Here is a 25,980-nt window from a genome sequence, read left to right on the forward strand (position 1 = left end):
TATTGAAAGATGAGGGTTTTCTTGTTTTCATTGACATTCTATAGGATAATTGATACAATATTTATATATCTGAATATAGATTTAATAGTAACAGCTAAGACTGAAAGAAGTACTCTACAACTAACTTTTTAGCGAGAACCGATGGTGGGAGGGTTCAAGGATAGGTGGACGAAATGCATTCACGAGCTGACATTCCGATTATAGGTAGGTTTGTCCGGTGACGCGCCGTTATGCGATGAGTGGGTACTACATTGGTACCTAACAGAGTGGAACCGCGGACCATCGTCTCTGTATGAGATGAGGGGTCTTTTTTATTTTACGAAGATGGAGGCATCGGTAACGATGAGAGAAATTACAGTTTATAATACTATGACGCGCCAAAAAGAGGTGTTCAACCCTGTAACACCAGGTGAAGCAAAAATGTACGTATGTGGTGTTACACCATATAACCATCCTCACATTGGCAATGCACGTCCATTTGTAACTTGGGACGTAATTCGTCGCTATATGAAACATGTAGGATATAAAGTAACATATGTACAAAACTTTACTGATGTGGATGACAAAATCATCAATACATCCAATGGTGAAGGCGTATCTTGGGATACTATTGCAAATCGTTATATCGACAGCTATTTTGAAGTAATGGATGCCCTTGGTGTACAACGTGCTGATATTTATCCACGTGTTTCTACACATATCGAAGATATTATTGCTATGATCTCTACATTGATTGAAAAAGGCTATGCTTATGAACTCGATGGTGATGTATATTATAGCGTTGATAAATTTGAACATTATGGTGAGTTATCTGGTCGTACATTAGATGATATGGAAGCTGGTGCTCGTATCGAAGTTGATGGTCGTAAGAAAAATCCTATGGACTTTGCATTATGGAAATCTGCAAAACCAGGTGAACCATATTGGGAAAGCCCTTGGGGTAATGGCCGTCCAGGTTGGCATATTGAATGTTCTGCTATGAGCCAAAAGTACTTAGGTACAGAATTTGACTTCCATGGTGGTGGTAGTGATTTGATCTTCCCACATCACGAAAATGAAATTGCTCAATCTGAAGGCTGCTCTGGTCAACATCCATCTGTACGCTATTGGTTACACAATGGTTTCATCACTATTAATTCTGAAAAAATGTCTAAATCCTTGAATAACTTTTTCTTGGTAAAAGATATTTTAGAACAATATAGTCCAGACGCATTGCGCTACTTCTTGTTGAGCACACATTATCGCAGTCCATTAGATTTCTCTGATGAACGTTTAGAAGAAGCAAATAAATCCTTAGAACGTTTAAGCACTGCTATTGAAAATCTATTGTACCTTGAAAAATGTGAACCAGGTCCTTGTGATGAGGCTCAACATTTATTAGAAAAAGCTAAAGAGTATGAAGAAGAATTCGAAGCAGCAATGAGTGATGATTTCAATACTGCTTTAGCTACATCTAGTATGTTTGGTCTTGCTAAAGAAATCAACATCTATTACCAAGCTGTGACAGCCCGTGAAGGCGTTGTTTGCCAAGAAGCAATTGCTGAGGTTAAGCGTATCTTCAAGTTCATGACAGAGGTTATTGGTATTCTTGAAAAAGCATGGGAAGGCAACACAGGTGCCAATGCTGCTGAATATGAAGAACTAATGCAGGTTATCTTGTCTGTACGTCAAGCGTGTCGTGATCAAAAACAATGGGCACTAGCTGATTGTATCCGCGATCGTTTGGCTGAAATCGGTATTACTATTGAGGATTCTCCTCAAGGTGCACGGTGGAAAAAACGTGAAGTTTAAACAATTTCAATTCTTAAAGAATGAAGCGATAAAAAAGTTGACGGCTCTTGAACAAGAGCCGCTTCGTTTGCGTAAAAGAACTATAGAGGAATGCCTTAGTACAGATGCGGTTATGCTTGCCTATATTGGTGATGCCGTATACTCCATGTATGTGCGTGAACGAGTGGTACAAATGAATATAACGAAGGTGCAAGTGTTGCACACAATTGTTACTGAGTTTATTTGTGCTAAGTCACAAGCGAAGGTATTGCTAGAAATAGAGGATACTTTTACAGAACAAGAACAAGCTATTGCACGACGTGCTAGAAATAGTAATGTAAATGTACCGAAAAGCAGTTCGGTTCAAGAATATCGCAGTAGTACCGCTTTTGAAGCCGTACTGGGATTTCTTTATGAAACGCGTCAAGATGAGCGATTACAAGATGTTATGAAGCAAGCCTTTTCAATAACTCTACGAGGTATGTAGTATGGATAATTATATTGTAGGTCGCAATGCAGTTAAAGAAGCCCTTAGAAGCGGTCGTTCTATTCAACGCATTATGGTCAGTGAAGATAAGGTTAAAACTGGTCTAGCTGATATTGTTGGTCTTGCTAAATCTCAAGGTATTGAAGTACGTCCAACGCCTATCAAACAAATGAATAAATATGATTTAGAGGTACCACATCAAGGTGTTATAGCTCTTGTTTCTGCCGTTCAATTTAAAGAACTAGGTGAAGTGCTACAAGAGACGAATCATGAAGTACCTTTGCTTATTTTGACAGATGGCGTTGAGGATCCTCATAACATGGGGGCTATCATTCGTACTGCTGAATGTGTGGGGGCTACGGCTGTTCTCATTCCTAAGCGACATAATGCACCTATTAATGCGACAGTTGCTAAAACATCAGCCGGTGCTATTGAACAAATTCCTCTAGTGCAGGTTGGAAATGTAGCTCAAACCATCAAACAACTTCAAAAACAAGGCTTTTGGGTTATGGGCGCTCATATGGAAGGGGATCGCACTTTATACGAGGCAGATATGACAATCCCTACTGTTATCGTCATTGGTAACGAAGGTAAGGGCATTAGTCGCGTTGTGAAAGACGCATGTGATTTCCTCGTTACCATTCCTATGTATGGAAATTTAAATTCTTTGAATGCATCTGTGGCTGCTGCTGTTCTTATGTATGAAGCTGTGCGTCAGCGCCAAGCGAAATAATTATGCTAAAAGATATTTTAATTGTAGACGGATATAATGTGATATTCGCCTGGACTCATCTAAAGAAACTCGCTCATGAATCATTAGAACATGCCCGTATGGAGCTTCGAGATAGATTGTTGAATTACGGAAAATTCAAGGGTTATGAAGTTATCCTTGTGTTTGATGGTAAATATACAAAATCTGGTGGTTCTGTAGAGGCTATTACGAGCGGCTTCCTCGAAGTGTATACTGAGGACGGGGAAACGGCGGATTCCTTTATTGAGCGAGAGGTGTTTTTGCGAAAAGGTAAATACACCAATGTATATGTTGTGACCTCTGATGGAGCTGAACAAAATCAAATTCTTGGATCTGGAGGCTTACGCATTCCAGCTCGAGAATTACAAAATATGATTCGTATAGCTAAGGAAGAGGAACGATTACAATATGCTCATGAACATAGACGAGATCAATTTAGCTTGCGACGTAATGAATTAGGAGGGTTATTATCTCCTGAAGTAGCTGAAAAGCTAGAGAAATTAAGGCGTGGCCATTGATAGTTGAAAATCACATATAGTTCCAGTATAATGAATATATTGGTTTTTCTGCTCAATTGTAAGGAGGAGCATATGAACACAATTCATACAGGCAAGTCCGATTACAATTTCAAAGAAATGACCGATGAGCAAGTTGTGGTCATAGCTCAAGAAGAGCAAAATGAGTTTGCAATCGATTATATTGTTAATAAATATAAAAACTTTGTTCGTGCAAAGGCGCGTTCTTACTTTTTAGTAGGTGCAGATCGTGAAGACATCATTCAAGAAGGGATGATTGGTCTTTATAAGGCTACGCGGGATTTTAAACATGATAAATTGGCGTCCTTTAGAGCTTTTGCGGAGCTTTGTATAACTAGACAGATTATTACGGCTATTAAGTCGGCTACTAGACAAAAACATGCACCTTTAAATTCCTATGTATCTTTAAATAAACCAGTTTATACAGAGGAATCAGAGCGTACATTGATCGAGATGCTATCTTCAGCAAAGGTTACCAATCCTGAGGACCTTATTATCAGCCAAGAGGAATTGGATGATATTGAGCGCAATATTGGTCATATTTTAAGTGAACTCGAGTGGGAGGTCTTGGAAGGATATCTAGACGGACGTTCTTACCAAGAAATGGCTGAGGTCACTGATCGCAGTGTCAAATCTATAGACAATGCGTTACAAAGGGTTAAACGTAAATTAGAGAAGTATTTAGAACATCGGGTTTTGGACTCTCCAAGAGCCACACAGGAAGGATGACAGTCGTGACAAATTTTTTAATGATTGTAGAAGTAATCGTATCTATTTTATTAATCGTAGTAGTTGTTGCACAGAATAGCAAAAACGCAGGCATGGGCGGTGCTGTATCTGGTGCGGCAGACTCTTCTTTTGGTGGTAAGCAACGCGGTTTAGACGCTTTCTTATCTAAATGTACGATTATATTGGGGATTATCTTTGCTGTGTTGAGCTTAGTGTTAGGGGCAATGATTAATCAATTCTAATGATGAAAGCCTGCTTTGCAGGCTTTTTCTTTTTATCAAATGAGGAGGTGAAAATTTGAAGAAGAAAGTATTAGACTTTTATAAATCTATACAACCACATGCATATCATATTGAAGATGCGGCCATGGATAACCATATCCGTGGTGGTAAAGATCTTGAGATGTTTATTCGTTCTGCAAAAATGCTAGCTCGAGAAGGGGTATTAACATCTTCGCGACCTGATGTATATCAATATGCAGAGCAACAACATGAAGAATATGAAGGTATTTATAAGGGCTATCGTAAGTCTTTTGGCTTTGTCATTATGCCTGAAGATGAAGATATATATGTAGCAGAACAAAATAAAGGTACTGCCATGCATAATGACAAGGTTCGCGTTCGTGTCATACCTTCTAATTATACAAAGCATAAACGAGAAGGCATTATCGTTGATGTTATTGAACGAGCTAATGAAACCGTAGTGGGTACTTATGACCGACAACAACACTTTGGCTTTGTTATCCCTGATGATGAGCGAATTGGGACTGATATCTTTGTAGATTTAAAAAATACATTAGATGCTCGTAGTGGCGCAAAGGTATTAGTGAAAATTACTAAATGGCCTGAAGGCGATAAAAAGCCAGAAGGTATTATTACTGAAATTCTTGGTTATAAGGGCGATGTAGGTCTTGATATTAACTGCATCATGGCTAATCATAAGATTCCATTTAATTTCCCCGATGATGTTATCAAAGCGAGCAAGAAAATTGATACCCTTATTCATGAAGACCCTGCCCGTTGGGAGCTTCGTGACTTGCAAATGGTCACTATCGATGGAGAAGATGCAAAAGATTTAGACGATGCTGTGAGTGGCCGAAAATTACCAAATGGTAATTATGAGTTAGGTGTACATATTGCAGATGTGAGTCATTATGTAGTATCCGGACAGGCCATTGATAATGAGGCCTATAAACGCGGTACATCTGTGTATTTAGTAGATCGTGTAGTACCGATGTTACCTGAGGTCCTATCTAATGGCATTTGTAGTTTAAATGCTCATGAAGACCGTTATGCTATGACATGTATGATGGAAATAGATAAAGAGGGTAAGGTTGTAAATTATCGTATTCGTCCATCTATTATCCATGTAGGACGTCGTTGTAGCTATAAAGAGGTCTATAAAGCATTAGAGGAAAATATTATTCCTCATGACTTACAAGACTTTATGCCTATGCTGCATGATTTGGCAGAAATCTCTAAGATTTTGAATCGAATGCGTCGTCGTAGAGGTGCTTTAGATTTTGATTTCCCTGAATATAAAGTATTACTCGATTATGATGGTACACCGTTACGTATTGTAAAACGAGATCGTACCATGGCGGAACGACTTATCGAAGAATGTATGCTCATTGCCAATGAAACAGTGGCGACACACTTAAAGAATACGCATCGTACATCGGTATATCGTATTCACGAGAACCCAAGTGAAGAAAAGTTAGATTTATTCCAAAAGGTATTAAATTACTTGGGGCAAAATCTCGTCCTTAGTACTGATGGTGTAACACCAAGAGATTTCCAAAAAATCTTAGATGTAGTAAAGGGTCAAGATATTGAGCAAGTAGCTCAAATTATGACCTTGCGTTCTATGCAACAGGCTAAATATAGTATTAACAATGTAGGACACTTTGGCTTAGCATCTACATGTTATACGCATTTTACATCTCCTATTAGACGATATCCAGACTTAATGGTTCATCGCCTTTTAAAAGCTGATATGCATTGGAAAAATGGTTATTCTAAACGGGATGTAGAGGAAGCATTCTTAGCTGGAGCTGTTGAACATTCTTCTATACAGGAGCAAGTAGCTACTGAGGCTGAACGAGATACAGTAGATCTTAAAAAGACTCAATACATGGTTCCATTTGTAGGGGAAGTCTTTGAAGGAACTATTTCTAGCATTACATCCTTTGGGATGTTTGTAGAATTAGAAAACGGTATCGATGGCCTTGTGCATATGAGCATGATGAATGATGATTACTATTTCTTTGATGAAGAACATTTTGTGCTTGTAGGCAAAAGAACAGGTAAAACCTATCACTTAGGTGAAAAGGTAACTGTTACATTAGTAAAAGCTGATGTAGAAAAGAAACAGATCGACTTTGTACTTGGTGAAGTCAATAACCTAATGGCTATACAAGAACAATTGCAAAATGGTTCTGACTATGCAAGTAGTCGAGATGGCTATGGTAGTCGAAAAGGTCGTAAATCTTCAGGAAAATCCAGTAAAAAATCTTCACGACGCGATAGTAATAAATCTAGTCATTCTAAGTACGATGCTTTCAGTAAAAAAACTAGTAAAGGCAAATCAAGTCGTAAGAAGTCTAATAAAACGACTAAGCGCAGTCAATCTAAGAAATCTAAAAGTAAACGTAAACGATAGAGGTACATATGGCAAAACAATCTAGTCCATCTCTTATTGCTGATAATCGTAAGGCCCGTCATGATTTTAATATTCATGAAACCTATGAAGCAGGCATTGCTTTGACAGGTACTGAAATTAAATCGATACGTCAAGGTAAACTGAACTTAAAGGATAGCTTTTGTCGCATTGATAAAGGCGAGCTTTTGTTGTATGGTGTTCATATCAGCCCATACGAACAAGGCAATCGTTTTAATCATGAACCTGAACGGACCCGTAAATTGTTGATGCATAAATCTGAAATCAATAAATTACATGCACAGGTTAAGGAGAAAGGATTCTCTTTAGTGCCGCTTAACTTCCATTTTAGCCATGGTTATGTAAAGGTAACTGTGGGTCTTGTAACTGGTAAAAAGTTATACGATAAGCGTCAAGATATGGCGGAACGCGATGCTAAGCGAGATATTGCAAAGCGTCTCAAAGAGCAACAAAAATATTAAGGTAAAAAGATCGAGTCATGATGGCTCGATTTTTTTGTGATATTTGTTAACTTATCTTATATTTTTAGTTGATAAATATGCATATTGAAATTATAATGTAAACAAGAGCAGTGTTTGTGGTTGACATTTTCTAAGTAGAGGAGAAACATCATGAATCAGAATATTCGGTACATTACAGAGGTTGCTATTTTAACGGCTATGATTACGGTATTAGGTGCTATTAAAATACCTAATGTCATTCCAGGTATAGAGTTTCAACTGTCAGCTCCATTGGCGGTAGCCATATGTGCCGTATTCGGATTTAAGAAATATATTATTAGCGGATGTCTATCTAGTTTAATCGGTTTAGCACTAGGTACACAAACTATTTTGAATGTTATGATTGCTATGCAATTTAGACTTATCGTAGGGCTAATTCTTTGGATGTGCCACAATCATATGATAGGTATTATGATTTCTGGCCCGATTGCATCTGCATTAGCGCGATTGACCTTGTCTGTATATATCGGTAAGGCCGCATTACCTATGGTTGCCTTGGCAGTGCCTGGCATGATTTTTACGGTCATTATGGCTCCTGTATTTGTAAAAGTATTCCGTAAAATCCACAGTCAAGCACATCAAAATCATGTAATAAAAGGTAAGGTATCATAATGAGTGAATTATATAGTGTACGCATGCGTGCAGCACAAGGTGGTCCCCATGAAAAAGGGGGCCACCATATTTCTGGTGCAGAGCGGATTGTGAAGTTAGAAGAAGTAGGGACTATAGCTCAATCGTTAACTGATCGCGCACTGCATCACAGTAAAGGAACAGCTGATTTTATCAATATTACTGTAGATTTAATCCCACCGGAGAAGATTACATATATTGACTGTCTAAAGGTAGAGGAACATAAAACTAGTAGCATTTCTGAATCCCATCAATTGGTGACTGAGCTTTTACCAGGTCCTAATATTAGTGAAACAGCTGTTCTTAAAGCTATATCTTTGTTAAAAGGTTTAGATAAATCTATGCGCGGCGCTATGTTAGTGGATGCCATTACTGGCGAGCGCTTAGATACAGGTGACCGCGGAGTACGTGTGAGTCATATGGACTCCTTTGACTCTTATGCATTAGGTGATAATGAACATATGAGAGAGGCCTTAGTATTAGCGTCTAAGGTACAATCAGCAGATGGTATTGTGGGAGAATTATGCTGGTCTGATGATCCCGACTATACAGTAGGTTATGTTGCTTGCAATGGTGTATACCATCGAATTCCTAATATGAAAGAATTGGGCTCAAATATAGGGGGCCGTGTTTTCTTTGTACGGTCTAATATAGATAGTGAAAGTGTAATTGAGTATTTGGAGCGTGCTCCAGTACTTGTTAAGCGGTGATAAAATGTACGAATTTTTTAAAGAACAATTAGACTCTAAGATAGAGAACCATAATTTACGAACCTTAAGAGAATACTGTCCTCTAGATGCAGTGCGAGTAAAACGAGATAATAAAGAATATTTAATGATGGCTTCAAATAATTATTTGGGCTTAACTTTTGATACTCGTGTCATAGAAGGGGCCCTGAAAGGGGCTCAACAATATGGAACAGGATCTGGTGGATCGCGCCTTGTATCTGGTACATTTCCATTATTTACAGAGCTCGAAAGGTCATTAGCTAAATTTAAGAATACTGAAAAAGCCCTTGTATTTAATACCGGTTATATGGCCAATGTAGGAACTATTTCTGCCGTAGCTGATAAGAATACTATTATTTTTAGTGATGCTCTTAATCATGCTAGTATTATTGATGGTTGTAGATTAAGTCGAGGTACTGTAAAAACATATAGCCACTGTGATATAGACGAGTTAAAGTATCTGTTAAAACAGGTAGATCGAAACACTCGAAAGCTTATAGTTACTGATGGCGTATTTAGTATGGATGGGGATATTGCACCACTAGATAAACTGTATGAATTAAGCCGTGATTACAATGCATTGCTCATGGTTGACGATGCCCATGCAACGGGAACTATTGGTAATGGTCATGGTACAGCGGCCTATTTTGGACTTGAAAAAGAAGTAGACATACAACTTGGTACATTGAGTAAATCTTTAGGCTCTGTTGGTGGTTATGTAGCTGCAAATAGTACTATCATAGATTATCTCGTTAATACGAGCCGCAGTTTTATATTCTCTACCGCATTATCTCCTGCTGATATAGGGGCGGCCTTAGCTGCATTACAGGTTCTTGAGACAGATGCATCTGTTTTAGCGCGTTTACATGAAAATGTAAACTATATGGCAGATCAATTGATTTCTATGGGAATTGATGCTACTAATGAAACGCCAATTTTCCCAATACTAATAGGGCGTAATGAAGATACACTTGCCGTATCTGATTATCTATATGAGGATGGCATTATAGGCACCGCTATTCGTCCGCCTACAGTACCTATTGGTGAAAGCAGAATTAGACTAACGGTGACTGCTGCGCATAATAAAGAACAAATAGATTATGTGTGCCAATCACTGCAAAATGCTATGAAACAGTTATAATCATGATAATAGATAATATATCCTCTGAAGACAGGGATAAAAGAATCTTGGATTGGTAAAATTGTCAAATTTAGATAAGTTGAGAAGGCTAAGAGTAGTGAATATACCGAATTGGTGAAGGTTTCATGTAATTGACAGTAATACTAAATAGGCTTATAATTATGAGACCGACGCACGGGGATGTAAAGGTTTCGACAGGGGTGCGTGTGGTATAGATAGCGAGTCGGCGTTCCATGAGGCCGTTAAACGGTGGGAAAACATTTAAACGCAGAAGAAAATTTTGCATTAGCTGCATAAGCTACGTCCCTCATACTTGTGCCTACCAAGTGTGAATGGACGTCAAACCGTAGGCTGGCTTAATTCAGTTGTTCATATGAATTAGGCGAGACAACATGAACTGGGGTTGTGTAGCTTGTCTGTGAGCGGTAGCAACCTGAGAACTCAATCATAGACTGTGCTCGGAGAAGTCTATATGGCAACACTTCTGGACAGGGGTTCGACTCCCCTCATCTCCACCAATATTCAAGCTAAAGCTAGAAGATACGTAAATACTGAACAAATGCAGTAGTTACCTAATCTTTTAGCTTTTTTTAGTGTTCGTATATGACTGCTTAAATACGTATTTGTTCGCTTGAAATTTCACCATGATTTCACCTTGATTTCCCCACGGAGCACAGATATTTAATCAGAAAATGTGTACACAAAGAATCTAAAATGTCAATAATTTTTATCGTTTTGATTGTGCACAATGAATATGAATTTATATAGATTTTATCTATGTTTTATAAAGGTGGACGGGTATCGAAAAAATTGACTTTATCTATAGAATCCTGTAAAATATATAAAGATATTTATGTAATTATGACACATAGATGAATAGTTTCGTGTAAAGGAGTACAGATAATGAAGTTCCGTTATTCCCGTATGTTAGCGGCTCTCGTTGTATCCGCTGTAATGGTTGCTGGTTGTGGCAGTAATCAACAGCAAGCAGGCGACGTGAGTGTCAATGCATACAAAATTACTGCAAGTGATGCACAGGTAAACCAAACCTATGCTGGTACAGTAGTTGCAGAAAACTCTGTAGCTGTACATGCTCGTGTAACCGGTTACGTAGTTGAAAAATATGTTAAAGGCGGGGAGCAAGTTGTTGCTGGCCAGCCATTATATCGTATCGATTCTCGTCAATACGAAGCTACTCTTGCCAATGCTGAAGCACAAGCAGCTCAAGCTAATGCAAACTATAAAAATGCTGAAGTAGACCTTAATCGTTATGAAACATTAGCTCAACAAGATGCTATTGCGCAACAACGTGTAGATACACAACGCAGCACTACAGAACAAGCTAAGGCAGCTTATGAAGCATACGAAGCATCCGTAAAAATTGCTCAAGATAACTTAGGCGATACAATGGTATATGCACCGTATTCTGGTACATTACGTATGGATGATATCGATATGGGCACATTTGTACAAGCAGGTTCTACAACATTAGTAACTATTGATTCTATCGATCCTATCTTTGTTGAATTCAGTATGACAGAGCAAGAATATCTTGACTTCATGAAAAATCCAACCGGCGATGATTCCAATGGTCCAAATATTCAATTAAAACTTGCTGATGGCGAAACGTATAATCAACCGGGTTCTATTGTTCAAGCCGCAAAAAGTCTTGATCAATCAACAGGTAAGCTTGTGTTGAAAGCATCTTTCCCAAATCCTGATCATTTGTTGTTGCCAAATATGTTTGCTACAGTAATTTCTCCTGGTCAAAAAATTAAAAACGCTATTCTTGTTCCTAGTCGCGCTATTCTTCAAATCATGGATAAAAACTTTATCTTTGTTGTAAATGCGGATGGTGTAGTAGAACAAAAAAGTGTTGAAGTTGGCGGTACAAGTGGTAGCGATACAATTATTAAGGCCGGCTTAGCACCTGGAGACACAATCATCGTTGATGGCTTAACTAAGGTTAAAAACGGTGCGAAGGTTAATGCTAAATTGCTTTCAAAAGAACAATTAAAAGCTACAAAATAGAAGGGGGCTAGATCGTGTCGAAATTCTTTATTAATCGACCTATCTTTGCCATCGTAATAGCCATCGTTATTACTTTGGTAGGTCTCATTTCTATGATGAACCTTCCGATAGCTCGATATCCACAAATTTCTCCTCCTACAGTAAGTGTTAACACAGCCTATACAGGTGCAACGGCTCAAGTTGTTAATGATACGGTAGCCAGTGTTATTGAAACACAAATCGTAGGCGTACAAGATATGGACTATATGACATCTAGTAGCTCTAGTAATGGTAGCTACTCTTTGACTGTTCAGTTCAATCAAGGCACAGATGCCGATATGGATACGGTTAATACACAAAACCGTGTACAAGCAGCACTTGCTCAATTACCTGCAGAGGTACAAGCAGTTGGTGTTACAACTACTAAATCTTCTGGTGATATGGCTATGGTATTCTCCTTGAACTCACCTGATGGTACTTATGATTCTACATTCTTAAAGAACTATGGTACCAACTATATGATGGATGCTATTAAATCTATTAAGGGTGTCGGTTCTGTGCGAGAGTTCGGTTCCGACTATGCTATGCGCATTTGGTTAGATCCAGCGAAGATGCAAAATCTAGGTGTTACTATTTCTGAAGTAACCGCAGCTATTAAGGGACAAAACTTACAGGCTGCGGCAGGTACAGTTGGTCAAAATCCTACTAATGGGGAACAAGCATTTCAATATCCTATCAAAATTGAAGGTCGTCTTGTGACACCTGAACAATTTGGTAACATTGCTATTAAAAGCTCTAATGGTAAGGTATTGCATCTAAAAGATGTTGCTCGCATTCAAATTGGTGCTAAAGGATATGACCTTATTGCTAAGTCCGCGCATAAAGAGGTAGCAGGCTTCGCTATTTCCTTGCAAAATGATGCTAATGCATTAGAAACTATTGCGAATGTTAAGAAGGTACTAGATGAACAATCTAAATCCTTCCCACCAGATATGCAATATAACGTAGTTGTAGATAATACTAAATTCGTAAGTGCATCTATCAATGAGGTAAAGCATACCTTTGTAGAAGCATTACTACTCGTTCTTTTTGTAGTATATGTATTCTTACAATCCTGGAGATCTACAATTATTCCTATGATTGCTGTTCCAGTATCCTTGCTAGGTACATTTGGTGCTTTCGTATTACTTGATTTCTCTATCAATACGTTAACATTATTCGCCATGGTATTGGCTATCGGTCTCGTTGTTGACGATGCTATCGTAGTAGTAGAAGCGGTAGAGTATGAATTAAAATATAATGGCTTACCTCCGAAAGAGGCGGCTATTAAAGCGATGGAAAATGTACAAGGCCCTGTAATTGGTATCGCCTTTGTATTGGTAGCTGTATTCGTACCAGTTGCCTTCATGGGTGGTATGACAGGTATTCTTTACAAACAGTTTGCATTAACAATCGCTGTATCTGTTGTTATTTCTGCGATTATCGCCCTTGTATTAACACCAGCACTATGTGCTACGATGTTAAAACCTCACACACCTAAAGAGCGTGAAGATTGGGTACATCGTCAGTTAAACAAATTCAATGCAGGCCTAGAACGTTTCAGTGATTGGTATGGTATCCAATTGGCTCGTTTAAGTCATCGTTTGAGCTTAACTGTTATTGCATTGTTAATCTTTGCTGGTGGTACTGGTTTAGTATTCCACTTCTTACCAACATCCTTTGTACCTGCAGAGGATAGCGGTTATTATATGATTGCCGTTAATGAACCGCCAGGTGCTACATCTGAGCGTACGATGGCAACACTTGAAAAAATTGCTTCCTTCTTAGAAGGCAAAAATGATCCAGAAAAACCTAAAGATGAGCAATTATTCCAAGGGGTATTTACTGTAGCAGGCTTTGACATCTTAGGGAACGGTCAAAAATCTAGTGCAGGTGTAATCTTTGCCACTATGTCTGACTGGAAGTATCGTACTACACAAGCTACATCTATTAATGCAATGGTTGGTCAAACATTTGGATTTGCTGCTCAAGGCGTACCAGAAGCAACTGTAGTTGCTTTGAATCCACCATCTATTCCTGGTTTAGGTGCTACTGGTGGTTTCAGTATGTATATCATTAATAAAGCTGGTGACAGCCCTCAAGTTATGGCGGAACGTGCTAATGAATTCTTAGCAGAAGCTCGTAAGAGTCCAGCAATTCAATCTATTTACACTACATTTGATACATCTACACCATCCTTACAATTTGATGTGAATCGTGAAAAAGCGGCTCAAGATGGTGTGGCATTAGCTGATATCTTTACTACATTGCAAGGTTTCTATGGTAGTATTCAAGTCAATGATTTTACCATGTACGGTAAAAACTATAAGGTAGTAGTTCAAGCTGAAGACGCTTACCGTCAAAATGCAGAACAGCTTAATATGCTGGCTGTTCGTAATAGCAAGGGCCTTATGGTTCCAGTATCTAACTATATTACGAAGGAACAAACTGGTACACCATCTAGTATTACTCGTTTCGATAATGCGATGGCTGTACAAATCGGTGGCTCTCAAGCGAATGGTTATTCCTCTGGTGATGCTATTAATGCATTGAAAGAGGCGGCAGCTAAAACATTACCAGCCGGTTATACATATGACTGGGCAGGTCAATCTCGTGAAGAGTTGAAAGCTGGTTCTCAAACCATCATGATTCTTGGTTTAGGTCTAGTGTTTGTATTCTTAATTTTGGCTGCCTTGTATGAATCTTGGAAGGTACCATTTGCCGTATTGTTCTCCGTACCATCTGGTATGATTGGTGCTTCTTTAGTTCCATTCTTGTTGAACTTTACAGGTAGATATTCCTTAGCTAATGATATTTACATGCAGATTGGCCTCTTAACCCTTGTTGGTTTGGCCGCAAAAAATGCGATTTTGATCATTGAGTATGCTAAGATTCGTGTTGACAAACGTGGCATGAACGTTGTTGATGCTGCTATCGAAGCTGCAAAAATTCGTTTGCGTCCAATCTTGATGACATCCTTTGCGTTCATCCTTGGTGTATTGCCATTGGCAGTATCTACTGGTGCTGGTTCTGGTGCTCGTACATCCATGGGTATTACTGTAGTAGCAGGGATGACAACAGCAACATTGTTTGGTATCTTTATCATTCCAATGCTGTTCATCATCATTGAAACACTTGGACCTGGTTTGTTTACAAACCGCAAAAAAAATCACGACTAATCATTTACATTAGATAATTTTGTAGAATGACAAAAACACGTCACTACTTAGTAGTGGCGTGTTTTTTTATATAATTTATGATATAATAATAGAGTTAAAAATCGGATTGACGTAAGTCGATATTAAGTATGAAATTTATATAAAAGAGGTATATTATGAGTGATGTAAAAACATATGTAGCAGGTCATAAAAGCCCTGATACAGATTCTATTTGTTCTGCTATTTCCTTTGCTAATTTCTTAACACAAATGGGCACACCAGCTACTCCAGTATGTGCAGGTGAAGCAAATAAAGAAACAACATACGTATTGAATCATTTTGGTTTTGAACACCCTCAAATTGTTAAGAATTGGGAAGAATTTGCTCCAGAAGGTGGTAACTTATATTTAACAGACCACAATGAATCTAAACAAATCATTGACGGTTACAAGTCTATGAATATGTGCGGCGTTGTGGATCATCACCGCATTGGTGATTTCGAAACTGATGGTCCTGTATTTATGCGTTTAGAACCAGTAGGTTGCTCCAATACAATCATTACTAAATTGTACATGGAAAACAATCAAGAAATTCCTAAAGCTATTGCAGGCTTGATGTTGTCCGCTATCATTTCTGATACTGTTTTATTCCGTTCTCCAACATGTACTGAAACAGATAAAGAAATGGCTCATAAATTGGCAGAAATCGCTGGTGTAGATATCGAGTCCTATGGCCTTGATATGTTAAAAGCTGGTGCAGATATTTCTGATTTGACTAATGACGATATCGTTCGTACAGACATGAAGGAATTCTCCGAAGCAGGTAAAACAATTTCTATCGGTCAAATTTCTGTTATGGATACTACAGACGTATTGGCTAAACAAGGTGAATTAGTACAAGCGTTAGAAGCTCTTCGCAGTGCTAACAACTACGATGCATCTTACATCATGATTACAAATATTCTTGATGAAAGCACTACATTATTATTCAGTGGTGATGTGGAAGCAGTAGTAACAAAAGCATTTGAAAAAGAAGTTAAAGACAATGGCGTATTCTTGCCAAATACTATGTCTCGTAAAAAACAAATCGTACCACCAATTCTTGGTGCTATGAAATAGTATAGTAGTATACAAAGGGAAAAGAACGTTGCTTGCAACGTTCTTCTTCTCTATTTATATGATTATGAAACTATAGTATATGTAAGGGCGATAGGGGTGTTCCGATGAATTCATTACTAACAGGTTTAAATAAAGAGCAACAACAAGCCGTTCAACATACGGAAGGCCCTTTATTGATTTTAGCTGGTGCTGGATCTGGTAAAACAAAGGTGTTAACCGTTCGCATTGCACATTTATTGGCTCAAGGTGTTAATCCATATGAAATCTTGGCGATTACATTTACCAACAAAGCGGCTAAAGAGATGAAAAGCCGTGTAGAAGGTCTTGTTGGGGATGTAGCTAATCGCATTTGGCTTAGCACATTTCATAGCTTCTGTGCGAAATTCTTGCGTTTTGAATTAGATAACTTCTTAGGTTATAACAGTAATTTTACAATCTACGATACATCTGACTCGCAAGCTGTTATTAAGGCCGCTTTAAAAGCATTAAACCTCGACGATAAATACTATCCTGTAGGTGCTATGATTGGTGCCATATCTGATGCAAAAAATAAATTGTTATTTGCCTCAGATTTTAGAAAGCAAGCGAGAGACTTTTACCAACAAAAGGTTGCTGATGTATATGAGTATTATGAACGAGAATTGCGTAAGAATAATGCTTTAGATTTTGATGATCTATTATTAGTGGCCGTAAAATTATTACAGTCTAATGAGGCTGTGTTAGATAAATATAGCAAGCGTTTTCGTTATGTTATGATCGACGAGTATCAAGATACGAACCATGCTCAATATTTATTGGCTAAATTATTAGCCTCTCATTGGAAAAATATTGCCGTTGTAGGTGATGCTGATCAAAGTATTTACGCATGGCGTGGCGCAGATATTCAAAATATCTTGGACTTTGAAAAGGATTATCCGAACTGTACATCCATCAAGTTGGAACAAAACTATCGTTCTACAAAGATTATTCTTGATGCAGCCAATGCGGTAATTGAAAATAATGAAGGTCGTCCTAAGAAAAATTTATGGACAGATAAGACAGAAGGGGCTAAAATTCAGCATTTTACGGCTCAGTCTGAACATGAAGAAGCTGCTTTCATCGGCGATACTATCGCTAAAAAGCACGATATTCATGGTGTGCCTTATGGTGATATGGCTATTTTGTACCGTACAAATGCTCAATCTCGTGTACTTGAAGAAGCGCTGATTAAACGGGCTCTGCCATATACGATGGTAGGGGGCACGAAGTTCTATGATCGTAAAGAAATTAAGGACGTTTTAGCTTACTTACGTGTGTTATATAATCCATTCGATGATTTGAGCTTATTGCGTATCATCAATGTACCTAAGCGTAGTATTGGTGCTACTACAGTGGCAAAACTACAAGATTATGCTCGTGCAAATGGCACGTCCTTGTTTATGACATTAACACAGCTGCATCTAGTAGATACGATTAAAGGTAAGACAAAGGAAAAGTTAGAGGAATTTGGTATCCTTATCTTTACTCTCGTAGCTGAAATGGAAGATAAAACTGTACTTGATATCTTAGAATCTATTCTCGATAGAACCGGATACTTGGCACAATTAGAAGAGAGTACAGATCCACAAGATCAGGCTCGCGCTGAGAATATCGGTGAACTTTTATCTGTAGCTAAAGACTTCCAAGATACAAATCCAAATGGTACAGTGGAAGACTTCTTGGAACAAGTAGCACTCGTAAATGATGTTGATTCTTTCGAGCAAGAAGAGTCTAAAGTTACATTGATGACATTACATGCTGCGAAAGGTTTGGAATTCCCTATTGTATTCTTAGGTGGCTTGGAGGAAGGTTTATTCCCTCATAGTCGCACCTTGATGAATCCTGAGGAAATTGAAGAGGAACGCCGCCTTGCTTATGTAGGTATTACTCGTGCTGAAAAGGAATTATATATTTCTAATGCCACTACGCGTACCGTATTTGGACGGACTAGCAGCTATTTACCATCTCGTTTTATCGATGAAATTCCAGAAGAGTTAGTAGATGGTTTGCGTGCTAAGCGTAAAGTACCTGATGATATTAAGCGTCATGTGCCGCAACATATGAGTGTCACAAGCCGACCAGTTACAAAGCCAATCGTTCGCAATGAAGTAATTGCCGATTGGAAGGTTGGTGATACGGCTATTCATAGCAAGTGGGGCAATGGTAAAGTCATCAATGTTGCCGGCGAAGGGGCTGGTATGAAGCTGACAATTGAATTCCCCACACAAGGTGTACGTGTAGTAATGGCAAAATTTGCACCTGTTAAGAAGGGATAAAATTTGTGTATGGCAGTTAACCTCTCTACCTTACTTGTAAGGAACGTATAGAGTGTTACTGCACTGTAAAAGGGATGTAATATGAATCCGAAAGATAGAATTAAAGAGTTACAACAAGAGCTAACTCATGCGCAGTATTTATACTACGTAAAAGATGCTCCTACAATGAGTGACTTTGAATATGATAAAAAATATCGTGAGCTTGTTGATTTGGAAACCGCTCATCCTGAATATATTGTGTCATCTTCTCCAACACAACGGGTAGGTATGAAGGTGGAAGGTTCCTTTGAAAAGGTCGTTCATGGCCGTCCTATGTTGAGCTTATCTAATGTATTTAGTGCTGATGAAGTACGTGCATTTGCTAGTCGTGTAGAGAAGGAATTAGGTCATAAGCCTTCTGCTTATGTGGTAGAACTTAAAATCGATGGTTTAGCTGTTAATTTGCACTATGAGAACGGCATGTTTGTACGTGCCGTAACACGTGGTGATGGTCGCATTGGTGAAGACGTAACTGCTAATGTGCGTACTATTAAATCCATTCCTTTATATCTAGAGAATGCGCCAGAATTTATCGAGGTTCGCGGTGAAGCGTATATGCCTCATAGCGAATTTAAACGTATAAATGAAGAACGTGACGAAGAGGGCTTGCCTACCTTCGTAAATCCTCGTAATGCAGCAGCCGGTTCTTTGCGTCAACAAGATCCTGCCATTACGGCTAGTCGTAATTTAGCATTCTTTGCCTATGCAATCGGTTCTGAAGTGGGGGCTAATATTCATAGCCAAGAGGAATTGCTACAAAGTCTAGAAACGTTCAAGTTTTCTGTAAATCCTCATTACCGCGTATGCAAAACAATTGACGAGGTCATAGAGGCTATTAATTATTGGGGTGAAAAGCGCCATGAGTTGCCATACGATACAGATGGTATGGTAATTAAGGTTAATGGTTTTGATGACCAAGAGGTACTTGGCAGTACTGCGAAGGATCCTAAATGGGCAACAGCGTACAAATATCCTCCAGAAGAGGTAGAAACCGTTCTTAAGGATATTACTATCAATGTAGGACGTACAGGTGTTCTTACGCCAACAGGCGAGCTTGAATCCGTATTCGTATCTGGTACGAATGTAAGTCGTGTAACATTACATAATCAAGACTTTATCAATGAAAAGGATATTCGCATTGGTGACCACGTTATCATTCACAAGGCGGCTGAAATTATTCCAGAAGTTATCCGCGTAGTTCCAGAAAAACGTACTGGTTCTGAGGTGCCTTTCACCATTCCAAATCGCTGTCCAGTATGTGACTCTCCGGCAGTTCGTCGTGAAGGTGAAGCCGCTGTTCGTTGTACTAATAAACACTGTCCAGCCATTGAAAAAGAACAAATTATCCATTTTGCATCTCGCGATGCTATGAATATAGATGGCCTTGGTCCTAGCATTGTAGAAAACTTGATTAATAATAAGTTAATTACTAATGTGGTGGATTTATATCATTTAACAGTAGATCAACTAGTTACCATGGATCGGATGGGTAAGAAATCTGCAGAGAATTTGGTGAAAGCCATCGCAGACTCTAAAACTCGTGGATTAGACCGCGTATTGTATGGCCTCGGTATTCGCCTAATTGGATCTAAAGCAGCCGGCACAATTGCTAACGTTGTGAAATCTATGGAACGATTCATGACAATTACTAAAGAAGAACTCGTTGCAGTAGAAGAAATCGGTCCTACTATGGCTGATAGTATTGTTGAATACCGTCAAGATCCTGCTCATGTAGAGATCATTGAAGGTTTAACAGCGGCAGGACTTAAAATGACTGTAGATGTTGTTGAAGCAGCAGGCAACCAAATGGAAGGTGAAATTGTCGTTCTCACAGGTAAACTTGAAGTTATGGGGCGCAGTGAAGCTGGTAAGATTCTTGAAGCTCATGGGGCTAAGGTTACAGGTTCCGTATCTAAGAAAACAACCCTTGTTATTGCTGGCGAAGACAGTGGTAGTAAGCTTACTAAAGCAAATGAATTGGGTATTCGTGTTATGAATGAAGAAGAGTTTGTAGAACTATTAAAAGAATTAGGAGAACTTAATTAATTTTTTGATGGGGCCCGTTAGCTTTTCTATAAACTAGTTAAAAAGAACTTGCTACACCTGTTTGCTCCGTCCTGCGTAATGTCGCTGCACAGGTATAGCAAGTTTTTTTATAACTGTTGAGATAAACTAGTCCCATCAAAAAATTGTATCCTTTATAAAATGAAGCCCAAAATAATCATAATATATAAATTATAGCTATTTCGGGCTTTAAATAGTTAGAACTTCTGATTTAGGGCAGGTGGATTAAAATACTTATTATATGATTTATAAAATGTAAACATAGCTGCTGTATATGCTGGAGAGAGAAGTGTAGGAGTAGTTATACTTTCAGAATAAGGTGTAATAGATATTGCTGTACCATCAAAATTATATGTTTGCATAGAATTTATTCGATATTTTACACCTGCATATTTTAAGATTTTATTTGTAAAGTCAGTTTTATTTTCACTTTTTTCTAAAGTAGAACTTACATTATTATTGTAGTCATAGAAATATGTACTATTTAATTGAGCTATTGCATTATTGCTATAGTCAACTAAATATAGTGAGGAATTTATAACGTAATATGGAGGCGCATATCTTATAACATTTATACTGTTTATATCAATATAGCCATCTCCCTTATTATCAGCATATATGTATTTAAATTTTGATGGATTATCTTTTATTTCTTGGAGAGAAATAGCGTTAGTTGTTAGTGGAAGTAAAATTAAAAATATAGCAAATAAAAATTTAATCATAATATTACCGTACTCCTTAATGAAACTTAGAATTTTTGCATCTTTGAAGGTAAGTTAAAATACATATTATAAGATTTATAAAAAGAATACATCGCTGATTCATATGCTGGTGACAATATTTTAGGAATTTTCGGCCCTTTGTTAGTTGTAACTGGTCCTTCATATAATTCACCATTGTAATTATAAATAGTTAGAATATTTGTCTGATATTTAACACCAGCATATTTTTTGACTTGATTACCAAATTCTGCTTCTGAATGAGTTTTATTTAATAAGACTGAAACATTATTACTATAGTCATAAAAGTATGTATTATCTAGTTCTGAAATTACATTATATTGATAAGAAACCAAATAAGCTGTAGATTTTATAATATAATAAGGTGGAGCATATCTAATAACATTAATAGAGTCATTATTAACATATTGATCACCTAAACTATCAGAGTATACTAGTTTATACTTAATAGGATTATTTCTTAATTCATTTAATGATATAGCATTTGATGAAAACGGAATTAAAATGAATACGAATAAGAATAAAAATCTAATCAATTAAATCACTTCCTAAAAAACTTAATGTTATATATATTATTTACTTTAATAATATATATAATATTATTAAAAGACAAGAATAATTAAAGTAGCTTTTAAATCTTAATTTTTATATTCATATATTTAGCATAGATGTGTTATTTCCTTTGAAAATAACGTATCTATGCTATATAATAATAAGATATGAAAGGATGTGTCTCGATGAAAATCAGCCAAGAGGAAATAAAAAAAATCGCCTTACTTTCACGCTTGGAAGTTAAGGAAGAACATATGGAACATGTAGAAAAAGAGTTGTCCGACATCTTGACTTATGTTGCTGAACTAGATGCATTAGAACTTGATGGTGTGGAGCCTATGGCTCATGCAGTACCATTGCACAATGTATTTAGAGAGGATGAAACAAAACCATCCCTTGATCATGATTTAGCTTTATCCAATGCTCCAGAAGCAGAGGATGGGTACTTTAAAGTACCTCGCGTTGTACAAGAATAGGAGGTTTCGCTGTGGCAACAATTCATGAATTACACAAGAAACTAGTGAATAAAGAAATCAGCGCTGTTGAATTGACGAATGCTGTTATTGCACATAAAGCGAAAGTGGAACCGACTGTACATGCGTACTTATCCGATTCTCATGATCGTGCTTTGGCTACAGCTAAGCTTGTAGATGAAGCAATTGCTAAAGGTGAAGCTATTTCCCCATTGGCAGGTATTCCTGGTGCAATTAAAGATAATATTTGTATTAAAGATGAACCTGCAACATGTGCATCTAAAATGTTAGAAAACTTTGTGCCTCCATACAATGCATCAGTTATTGAACGTTTACAAGACAATCATTATATTAGCCTTGGTAAACTTAATATGGATGAATTCGCTATGGGTGGCTCTACAGAGAACTCTGCATTAGCTAAAACATCTAATCCTTGGAATGCTGATTGCGTACCAGGCGGTTCTTCTGGCGGTAGTGCAGCAGCTGTATCCAGCGGGTCTGCTATTTGGGCTCTCGGCTCTGATACAGGTGGGTCTATTCGTCAACCAGCATCCTTCTGTGGCGTTGTAGGTTTAAAACCAACATACGGAAATGTATCTCGTTATGGCTTAATTGCCTTCGCATCTTCTTTGGATCAAATTGGACCTGTTACACGTGATGTAACAGATGCAGCGTTAGTATTAAATGCAATCTCTGGTCACGATGCTAAAGATTCAACGTCCATTCCAGGCACTCGTGTAGACTACACTACAGCACTTGTAAATGATGTAAAAAATCTAAAAATTGGTGTACCTAAAGAATTCTTTGGTGAAGGTCTCAATAGCGAAGTTCGTAAAGCTGTGGAAGAAGCTATCGAAACATACAAAAAATTAGGAGCTGAAATCGTTGAGGTTTCCTTGCCTAATTCTAAATATGCATTGTCTGCATACTATATCATCGCATTGGCAGAAGCTAGCTCCAATTTGGCTCGTTATGACGGTGTAAGTTATGGTATGCGGGTACCTGCAGATAACTTAGTAGATATGTCTACTAAAACTCGCACAGAGGGCTTTGGTCCTGAAGTACAACGCCGTATCTTGTTAGGTACCTATGTATTGAGTGCTGGTTACTATGATGCTTATTATTTGAAAGCATTGAAAGTTCGTCGCCTTATTAAAAACGAATTTGACGAAGCATTCTCCAAGGTGGATTTGATTTTGACACCAACTGCACCTAATACATCCTACAAATTTGGTGAAAAAGCTAATGATCCATTGGCAATGTACTTAGAAGATATCTGTACAGTACCAGCAAATCTTGCAGGTATTCCAGGTATTAGCATCCCAGCAGGTATGAGTAGCAATAATTTGCCAATTGGCTTACAATTACTTGGCCCTGCTATGGGTGAAGAAACATTATTACGTGCTGCTTTCACATTTGAACAAGCACGTCCGGACTGTCAATTAGTAGCACCAACTGGGGAGGTTTCTCTATGAGTAGTAAATACGAAACAGTCGTTGGTTTAGAGGTTCATACAGAGCTTAAGACTAAGTCTAAAATCTTCTGTGGTTGTACCACTGAATTCGGCGGCGATCAAAATACACATGTATGCCCAGTATGCCTTGGCTTACCTGGTGCTATGCCTATGTTAAATAAACAAGTAGTAGAATTTGCTATCAAAGTTGGTTTAGCATTGAATTGTGAAATTCTAAACTTCAATAAATTTGACCGTAAAAACTACTACTATCCAGATTTGCCTAAAAACTATCAAACATCTCAATATGATTTGCCAATTTGCTTAAATGGTCATTTGGACATTGAAGTAAATGGTGAAACTAAACGCATTGGTATTACGCGTATTCACATGGAAGAAGATGCAGGTAAACTCGTTCACAGTGGTAACACTATTTCCGATTCTAAATCTTCTAACGTTGACTACAACCGTACAGGTGTTCCTCTTCTTGAAATCGTATCTGAACCAGATATTCGTTCCGGTGCAGAAGCAAGAGCATATGTTGAAAAACTACGTTCCATCTTGCAATACTTAGAAGTATCTGACGGTCGTATGGAAGAAGGTTCCTTGCGTGGTGACTGTAACGTATCCGTACGTTTGCGCGGTACTAAAGAGTTTGGTACGCGTACAGAAACTAAGAATGTTAACTCCTTAACAGCTATTCAAAAGGTTGTTGAATATGAAGCCTTGCGTCAAGCTAAGTTGATCGAAGCTGGCGGTAAAGTAGATCAAGAAACACGTACTTGGGATGATGCTCAAGGCATTACGATTGGTATGCGTAAGAAAGATGAAGAAAACGATTACCGTTACTTCCCTGAACCAGATTTGGTACCAATTGTAATTACGGACGAAAAAATTGAAGAAGTACGCCGTGCGTTACCTGAATTGCAAGATGCTAAGATTGAACGCTTTGTATCTGAATATGGTTTGTCTCGTGAAGATGCAACAATCCTTACTGTATCTCGTAAAACTGCAGATTTCTTAGATGCTACTGTAAAAGCAGGTGCAGATGCTAAGACTGTGGCTAATTGGATGCTTGGTGACTTGTCCAAGATGATTAATGAAAGTGGTTTAACATTCGCTGAATCTAAAGTAAGCCCAGAAAACTTGGCTGGTATGATTGCCCTTATCGATAAAGGTACAATCTCTGGTAAAATTGCGAAAAAAGTTATCGTATCCATGTGGGAATCCGGCAAGGATGCTGATACTATCGTAAAAGAAGAAGGTCTTGTTCAAATCACAGATACTGGTGCTATTGAAGAAATTGTTAAGCAAGTTATTGCTAATAATCCACAACCAGTGGCAGATTTCAAAGGTGGCAATGGTAAAGCTATTGGCTTCTTAGTAGGTCAAGTTATGAAAGAATCTAAAGGCCGTGCTAACCCAGGTATGGTAAATCAATTGCTTCAAAAATACTTGAAAGACTAATTTGGCCGTTAGCCTATAGTCATATAAGCAATACAAACAAAAATATCCCCTATAGATATATGAATTCATATCTATAGGGGATATTTATTTGCATTTTTATCAGAAAAATATGGTATAATAAGTTGTATAAAATTAATTATTCTTTTGGTCATATAAAGGACGTAACGATGTCTGATCAACACAATACAAATAACAATCAAAATACATATAGAAATAATGAACGTAGCGATAGCTTTGGTGGTAATGCTCACTTCGGAGAGCCAAATACACGAGTATTATCTGATGATGAACGCCGTGACTTTGATGGTGTAACTATTGAAGAGGTAGGAGATTTTGTTCATGTGGACTCTACACCTAGTAATATGAACGAAGAGTATCAACGCAGTGAAGAGTACAATCAATATGGCCCTCATGTTAAGGTGTATAGCTTTAATAGTACAAGCTGGCTTAGTCGCATCATTTTGATTATCATATTAGCTGTTGTTTTAGCAGCAGTTGTATTCTTCGGTGGCATTATTCTCTCTGTAGTCGGGGTTGTCATTTTAGTGGGGGCTATTGTTTCCTTTATCTTTGGGCTCTTTTAATGGTATAATATATATATTATGACTAGACGGTGGCTGAG

General features: G+C 37.9%; 22 protein-coding genes, 1 other RNA gene and 1 other annotated feature. Of the genes, 21 read left to right on the forward strand and 2 right to left on the reverse strand.

What is annotated here, in order from left to right; translation table 11 throughout:
- The first annotated feature begins 87 nt into the window (after positions 1-87).
- Positions 88-293, forward strand: a binding site (T-box leader).
- Positions 294-342: 49 nt separating this feature from the next.
- The 17 genes from cysS (at position 343) to ligA (ending at position 20,655) form a co-directional block, all read left to right on the forward strand.
- Complete coding sequence (gene cysS, locus VEIT17_RS04145; protein WP_178884869.1) at positions 343-1,791, forward strand: cysteine--tRNA ligase; 1,449 nt, start codon at positions 343-345, stop codon at positions 1,789-1,791.
- Positions 1,781-2,257, forward strand: coding sequence for a Mini-ribonuclease 3 (locus VEIT17_RS04150; RefSeq protein ID WP_156718952.1), 477 nt, complete (start codon positions 1,781-1,783; stop codon positions 2,255-2,257). The genes cysS and VEIT17_RS04150 overlap by 11 nt, the downstream gene beginning before the upstream one ends.
- A gap of 1 nt (position 2,258) precedes the next feature.
- Positions 2,259-2,990, forward strand: a complete 732-nt coding sequence (gene rlmB / locus VEIT17_RS04155) for a 23S rRNA (guanosine(2251)-2'-O)-methyltransferase RlmB (RefSeq protein WP_060924287.1) — start codon at positions 2,259-2,261, stop codon at positions 2,988-2,990.
- A gap of 2 nt (positions 2,991-2,992) precedes the next feature.
- Complete coding sequence (locus tag VEIT17_RS04160; RefSeq protein ID WP_178884871.1) at positions 2,993-3,526, forward strand: NYN domain-containing protein; 534 nt, start codon at positions 2,993-2,995, stop codon at positions 3,524-3,526.
- A gap of 72 nt (positions 3,527-3,598) precedes the next feature.
- Entirely contained in the window at positions 3,599-4,273 is a 675-nt protein-coding gene (sigH, locus tag VEIT17_RS04165) for an RNA polymerase sporulation sigma factor SigH (protein WP_178884873.1), read from the forward strand.
- A gap of 5 nt (positions 4,274-4,278) precedes the next feature.
- Positions 4,279-4,515: a preprotein translocase subunit SecG gene (gene secG / locus VEIT17_RS04170; RefSeq protein WP_004695991.1), complete on the forward strand. Its 237-nt coding sequence runs from the start codon at positions 4,279-4,281 to the stop codon at positions 4,513-4,515.
- Between the two features lie 55 nt (positions 4,516-4,570).
- Positions 4,571-6,934 carry a ribonuclease R gene (rnr, locus tag VEIT17_RS04175; protein ID WP_178884875.1) on the forward strand — a complete coding sequence of 788 codons (2,364 nt, stop codon included), beginning with the start codon at positions 4,571-4,573 and terminating at the stop codon, positions 6,932-6,934.
- Positions 6,935-6,942: 8 nt separating this feature from the next.
- A complete protein-coding gene (gene smpB, locus VEIT17_RS04180; RefSeq protein ID WP_004697155.1) occupies positions 6,943-7,413 on the forward strand; it encodes an SsrA-binding protein SmpB in 471 nt (156 codons plus the stop codon).
- A 150-nt stretch (positions 7,414-7,563) separates the two neighbouring features.
- Positions 7,564-8,064 (forward strand): hypothetical protein, encoded by a 501-nt coding sequence (locus VEIT17_RS04185; RefSeq protein WP_178884877.1) that lies wholly within the window; start codon positions 7,564-7,566, stop codon positions 8,062-8,064.
- Positions 8,064-8,792: a 6-carboxyhexanoate--CoA ligase gene (locus VEIT17_RS04190; RefSeq protein ID WP_178884879.1), complete on the forward strand. Its 729-nt coding sequence runs from the start codon at positions 8,064-8,066 to the stop codon at positions 8,790-8,792. The genes VEIT17_RS04185 and VEIT17_RS04190 overlap by 1 nt, the downstream gene beginning before the upstream one ends.
- A 4-nt stretch (positions 8,793-8,796) precedes the next feature.
- Entirely contained in the window at positions 8,797-9,951 is a 1,155-nt protein-coding gene (bioF, locus tag VEIT17_RS04195; protein ID WP_178884881.1) for an 8-amino-7-oxononanoate synthase, read from the forward strand.
- 176 nt (positions 9,952-10,127) lie between these two features.
- Positions 10,128-10,469, forward strand: a transfer-messenger RNA (tmRNA) gene (gene ssrA, locus VEIT17_RS04200).
- A gap of 385 nt (positions 10,470-10,854) precedes the next feature.
- Positions 10,855-11,982, forward strand: a complete 1,128-nt coding sequence (locus tag VEIT17_RS04205) for an efflux RND transporter periplasmic adaptor subunit (RefSeq protein WP_178884883.1) — start codon at positions 10,855-10,857, stop codon at positions 11,980-11,982.
- A 14-nt stretch (positions 11,983-11,996) separates the two neighbouring features.
- On the forward strand, positions 11,997-15,179 hold the full coding sequence (locus VEIT17_RS04210) for an efflux RND transporter permease subunit (RefSeq protein WP_178884885.1): 3,183 nt from the start codon (positions 11,997-11,999) through the stop codon (positions 15,177-15,179).
- Between the two features lie 155 nt (positions 15,180-15,334).
- On the forward strand, positions 15,335-16,276 hold the full coding sequence (locus tag VEIT17_RS04215) for a manganese-dependent inorganic pyrophosphatase (protein ID WP_004697337.1): 942 nt from the start codon (positions 15,335-15,337) through the stop codon (positions 16,274-16,276).
- A gap of 104 nt (positions 16,277-16,380) precedes the next feature.
- Complete coding sequence (gene pcrA / locus VEIT17_RS04220; RefSeq protein ID WP_004697124.1) at positions 16,381-18,570, forward strand: DNA helicase PcrA; 2,190 nt, start codon at positions 16,381-16,383, stop codon at positions 18,568-18,570.
- A gap of 81 nt (positions 18,571-18,651) precedes the next feature.
- Positions 18,652-20,655 (forward strand): NAD-dependent DNA ligase LigA, encoded by a 2,004-nt coding sequence (gene ligA / locus VEIT17_RS04225; RefSeq protein WP_178884886.1) that lies wholly within the window; start codon positions 18,652-18,654, stop codon positions 20,653-20,655.
- Positions 20,656-20,870: 215 nt separating this feature from the next.
- On the opposite strand, the gene VEIT17_RS04230 is transcribed toward ligA, so the two are convergent.
- Both VEIT17_RS04230 and VEIT17_RS04235 read right to left on the reverse strand, forming a co-directional pair.
- Positions 20,871-21,395 (reverse strand): hypothetical protein, encoded by a 525-nt coding sequence (locus tag VEIT17_RS04230; protein ID WP_178884888.1) that lies wholly within the window; start codon positions 21,393-21,395, stop codon positions 20,871-20,873.
- Between the two features lie 26 nt (positions 21,396-21,421).
- Positions 21,422-21,949 (reverse strand): hypothetical protein, encoded by a 528-nt coding sequence (locus VEIT17_RS04235; protein ID WP_178884890.1) that lies wholly within the window; start codon positions 21,947-21,949, stop codon positions 21,422-21,424.
- A 201-nt stretch (positions 21,950-22,150) separates the two neighbouring features.
- On the opposite strand from VEIT17_RS04235, the gene gatC reads away from it, so the two are divergent.
- The 4 genes from gatC to VEIT17_RS04255 all read left to right on the forward strand — a co-directional run bounded on the left by gatC (position 22,151) and on the right by VEIT17_RS04255 (position 25,942).
- On the forward strand, positions 22,151-22,441 hold the full coding sequence (gene gatC / locus VEIT17_RS04240) for an Asp-tRNA(Asn)/Glu-tRNA(Gln) amidotransferase subunit GatC (protein ID WP_178884892.1): 291 nt from the start codon (positions 22,151-22,153) through the stop codon (positions 22,439-22,441).
- Between the two features lie 11 nt (positions 22,442-22,452).
- Positions 22,453-23,913 (forward strand): Asp-tRNA(Asn)/Glu-tRNA(Gln) amidotransferase subunit GatA, encoded by a 1,461-nt coding sequence (gatA, locus tag VEIT17_RS04245; protein ID WP_178884894.1) that lies wholly within the window; start codon positions 22,453-22,455, stop codon positions 23,911-23,913.
- Positions 23,910-25,358 (forward strand): Asp-tRNA(Asn)/Glu-tRNA(Gln) amidotransferase subunit GatB, encoded by a 1,449-nt coding sequence (gene gatB, locus VEIT17_RS04250; RefSeq protein WP_178884896.1) that lies wholly within the window; start codon positions 23,910-23,912, stop codon positions 25,356-25,358. Before gatA ends, gatB begins: the two co-directional genes overlap by 4 nt.
- Positions 25,359-25,525: 167 nt before the next feature.
- Positions 25,526-25,942 carry a transcriptional regulator gene (locus VEIT17_RS04255; protein WP_105085671.1) on the forward strand — a complete coding sequence of 139 codons (417 nt, stop codon included), beginning with the start codon at positions 25,526-25,528 and terminating at the stop codon, positions 25,940-25,942.
- Positions 25,943-25,980 lie beyond the last annotated feature (38 nt).

Origin of the sequence: Veillonella nakazawae (genome assembly GCF_013393365.1) — a bacterium.
Classification (GTDB): domain Bacteria; phylum Bacillota; class Negativicutes; order Veillonellales; family Veillonellaceae; genus Veillonella; species Veillonella nakazawae.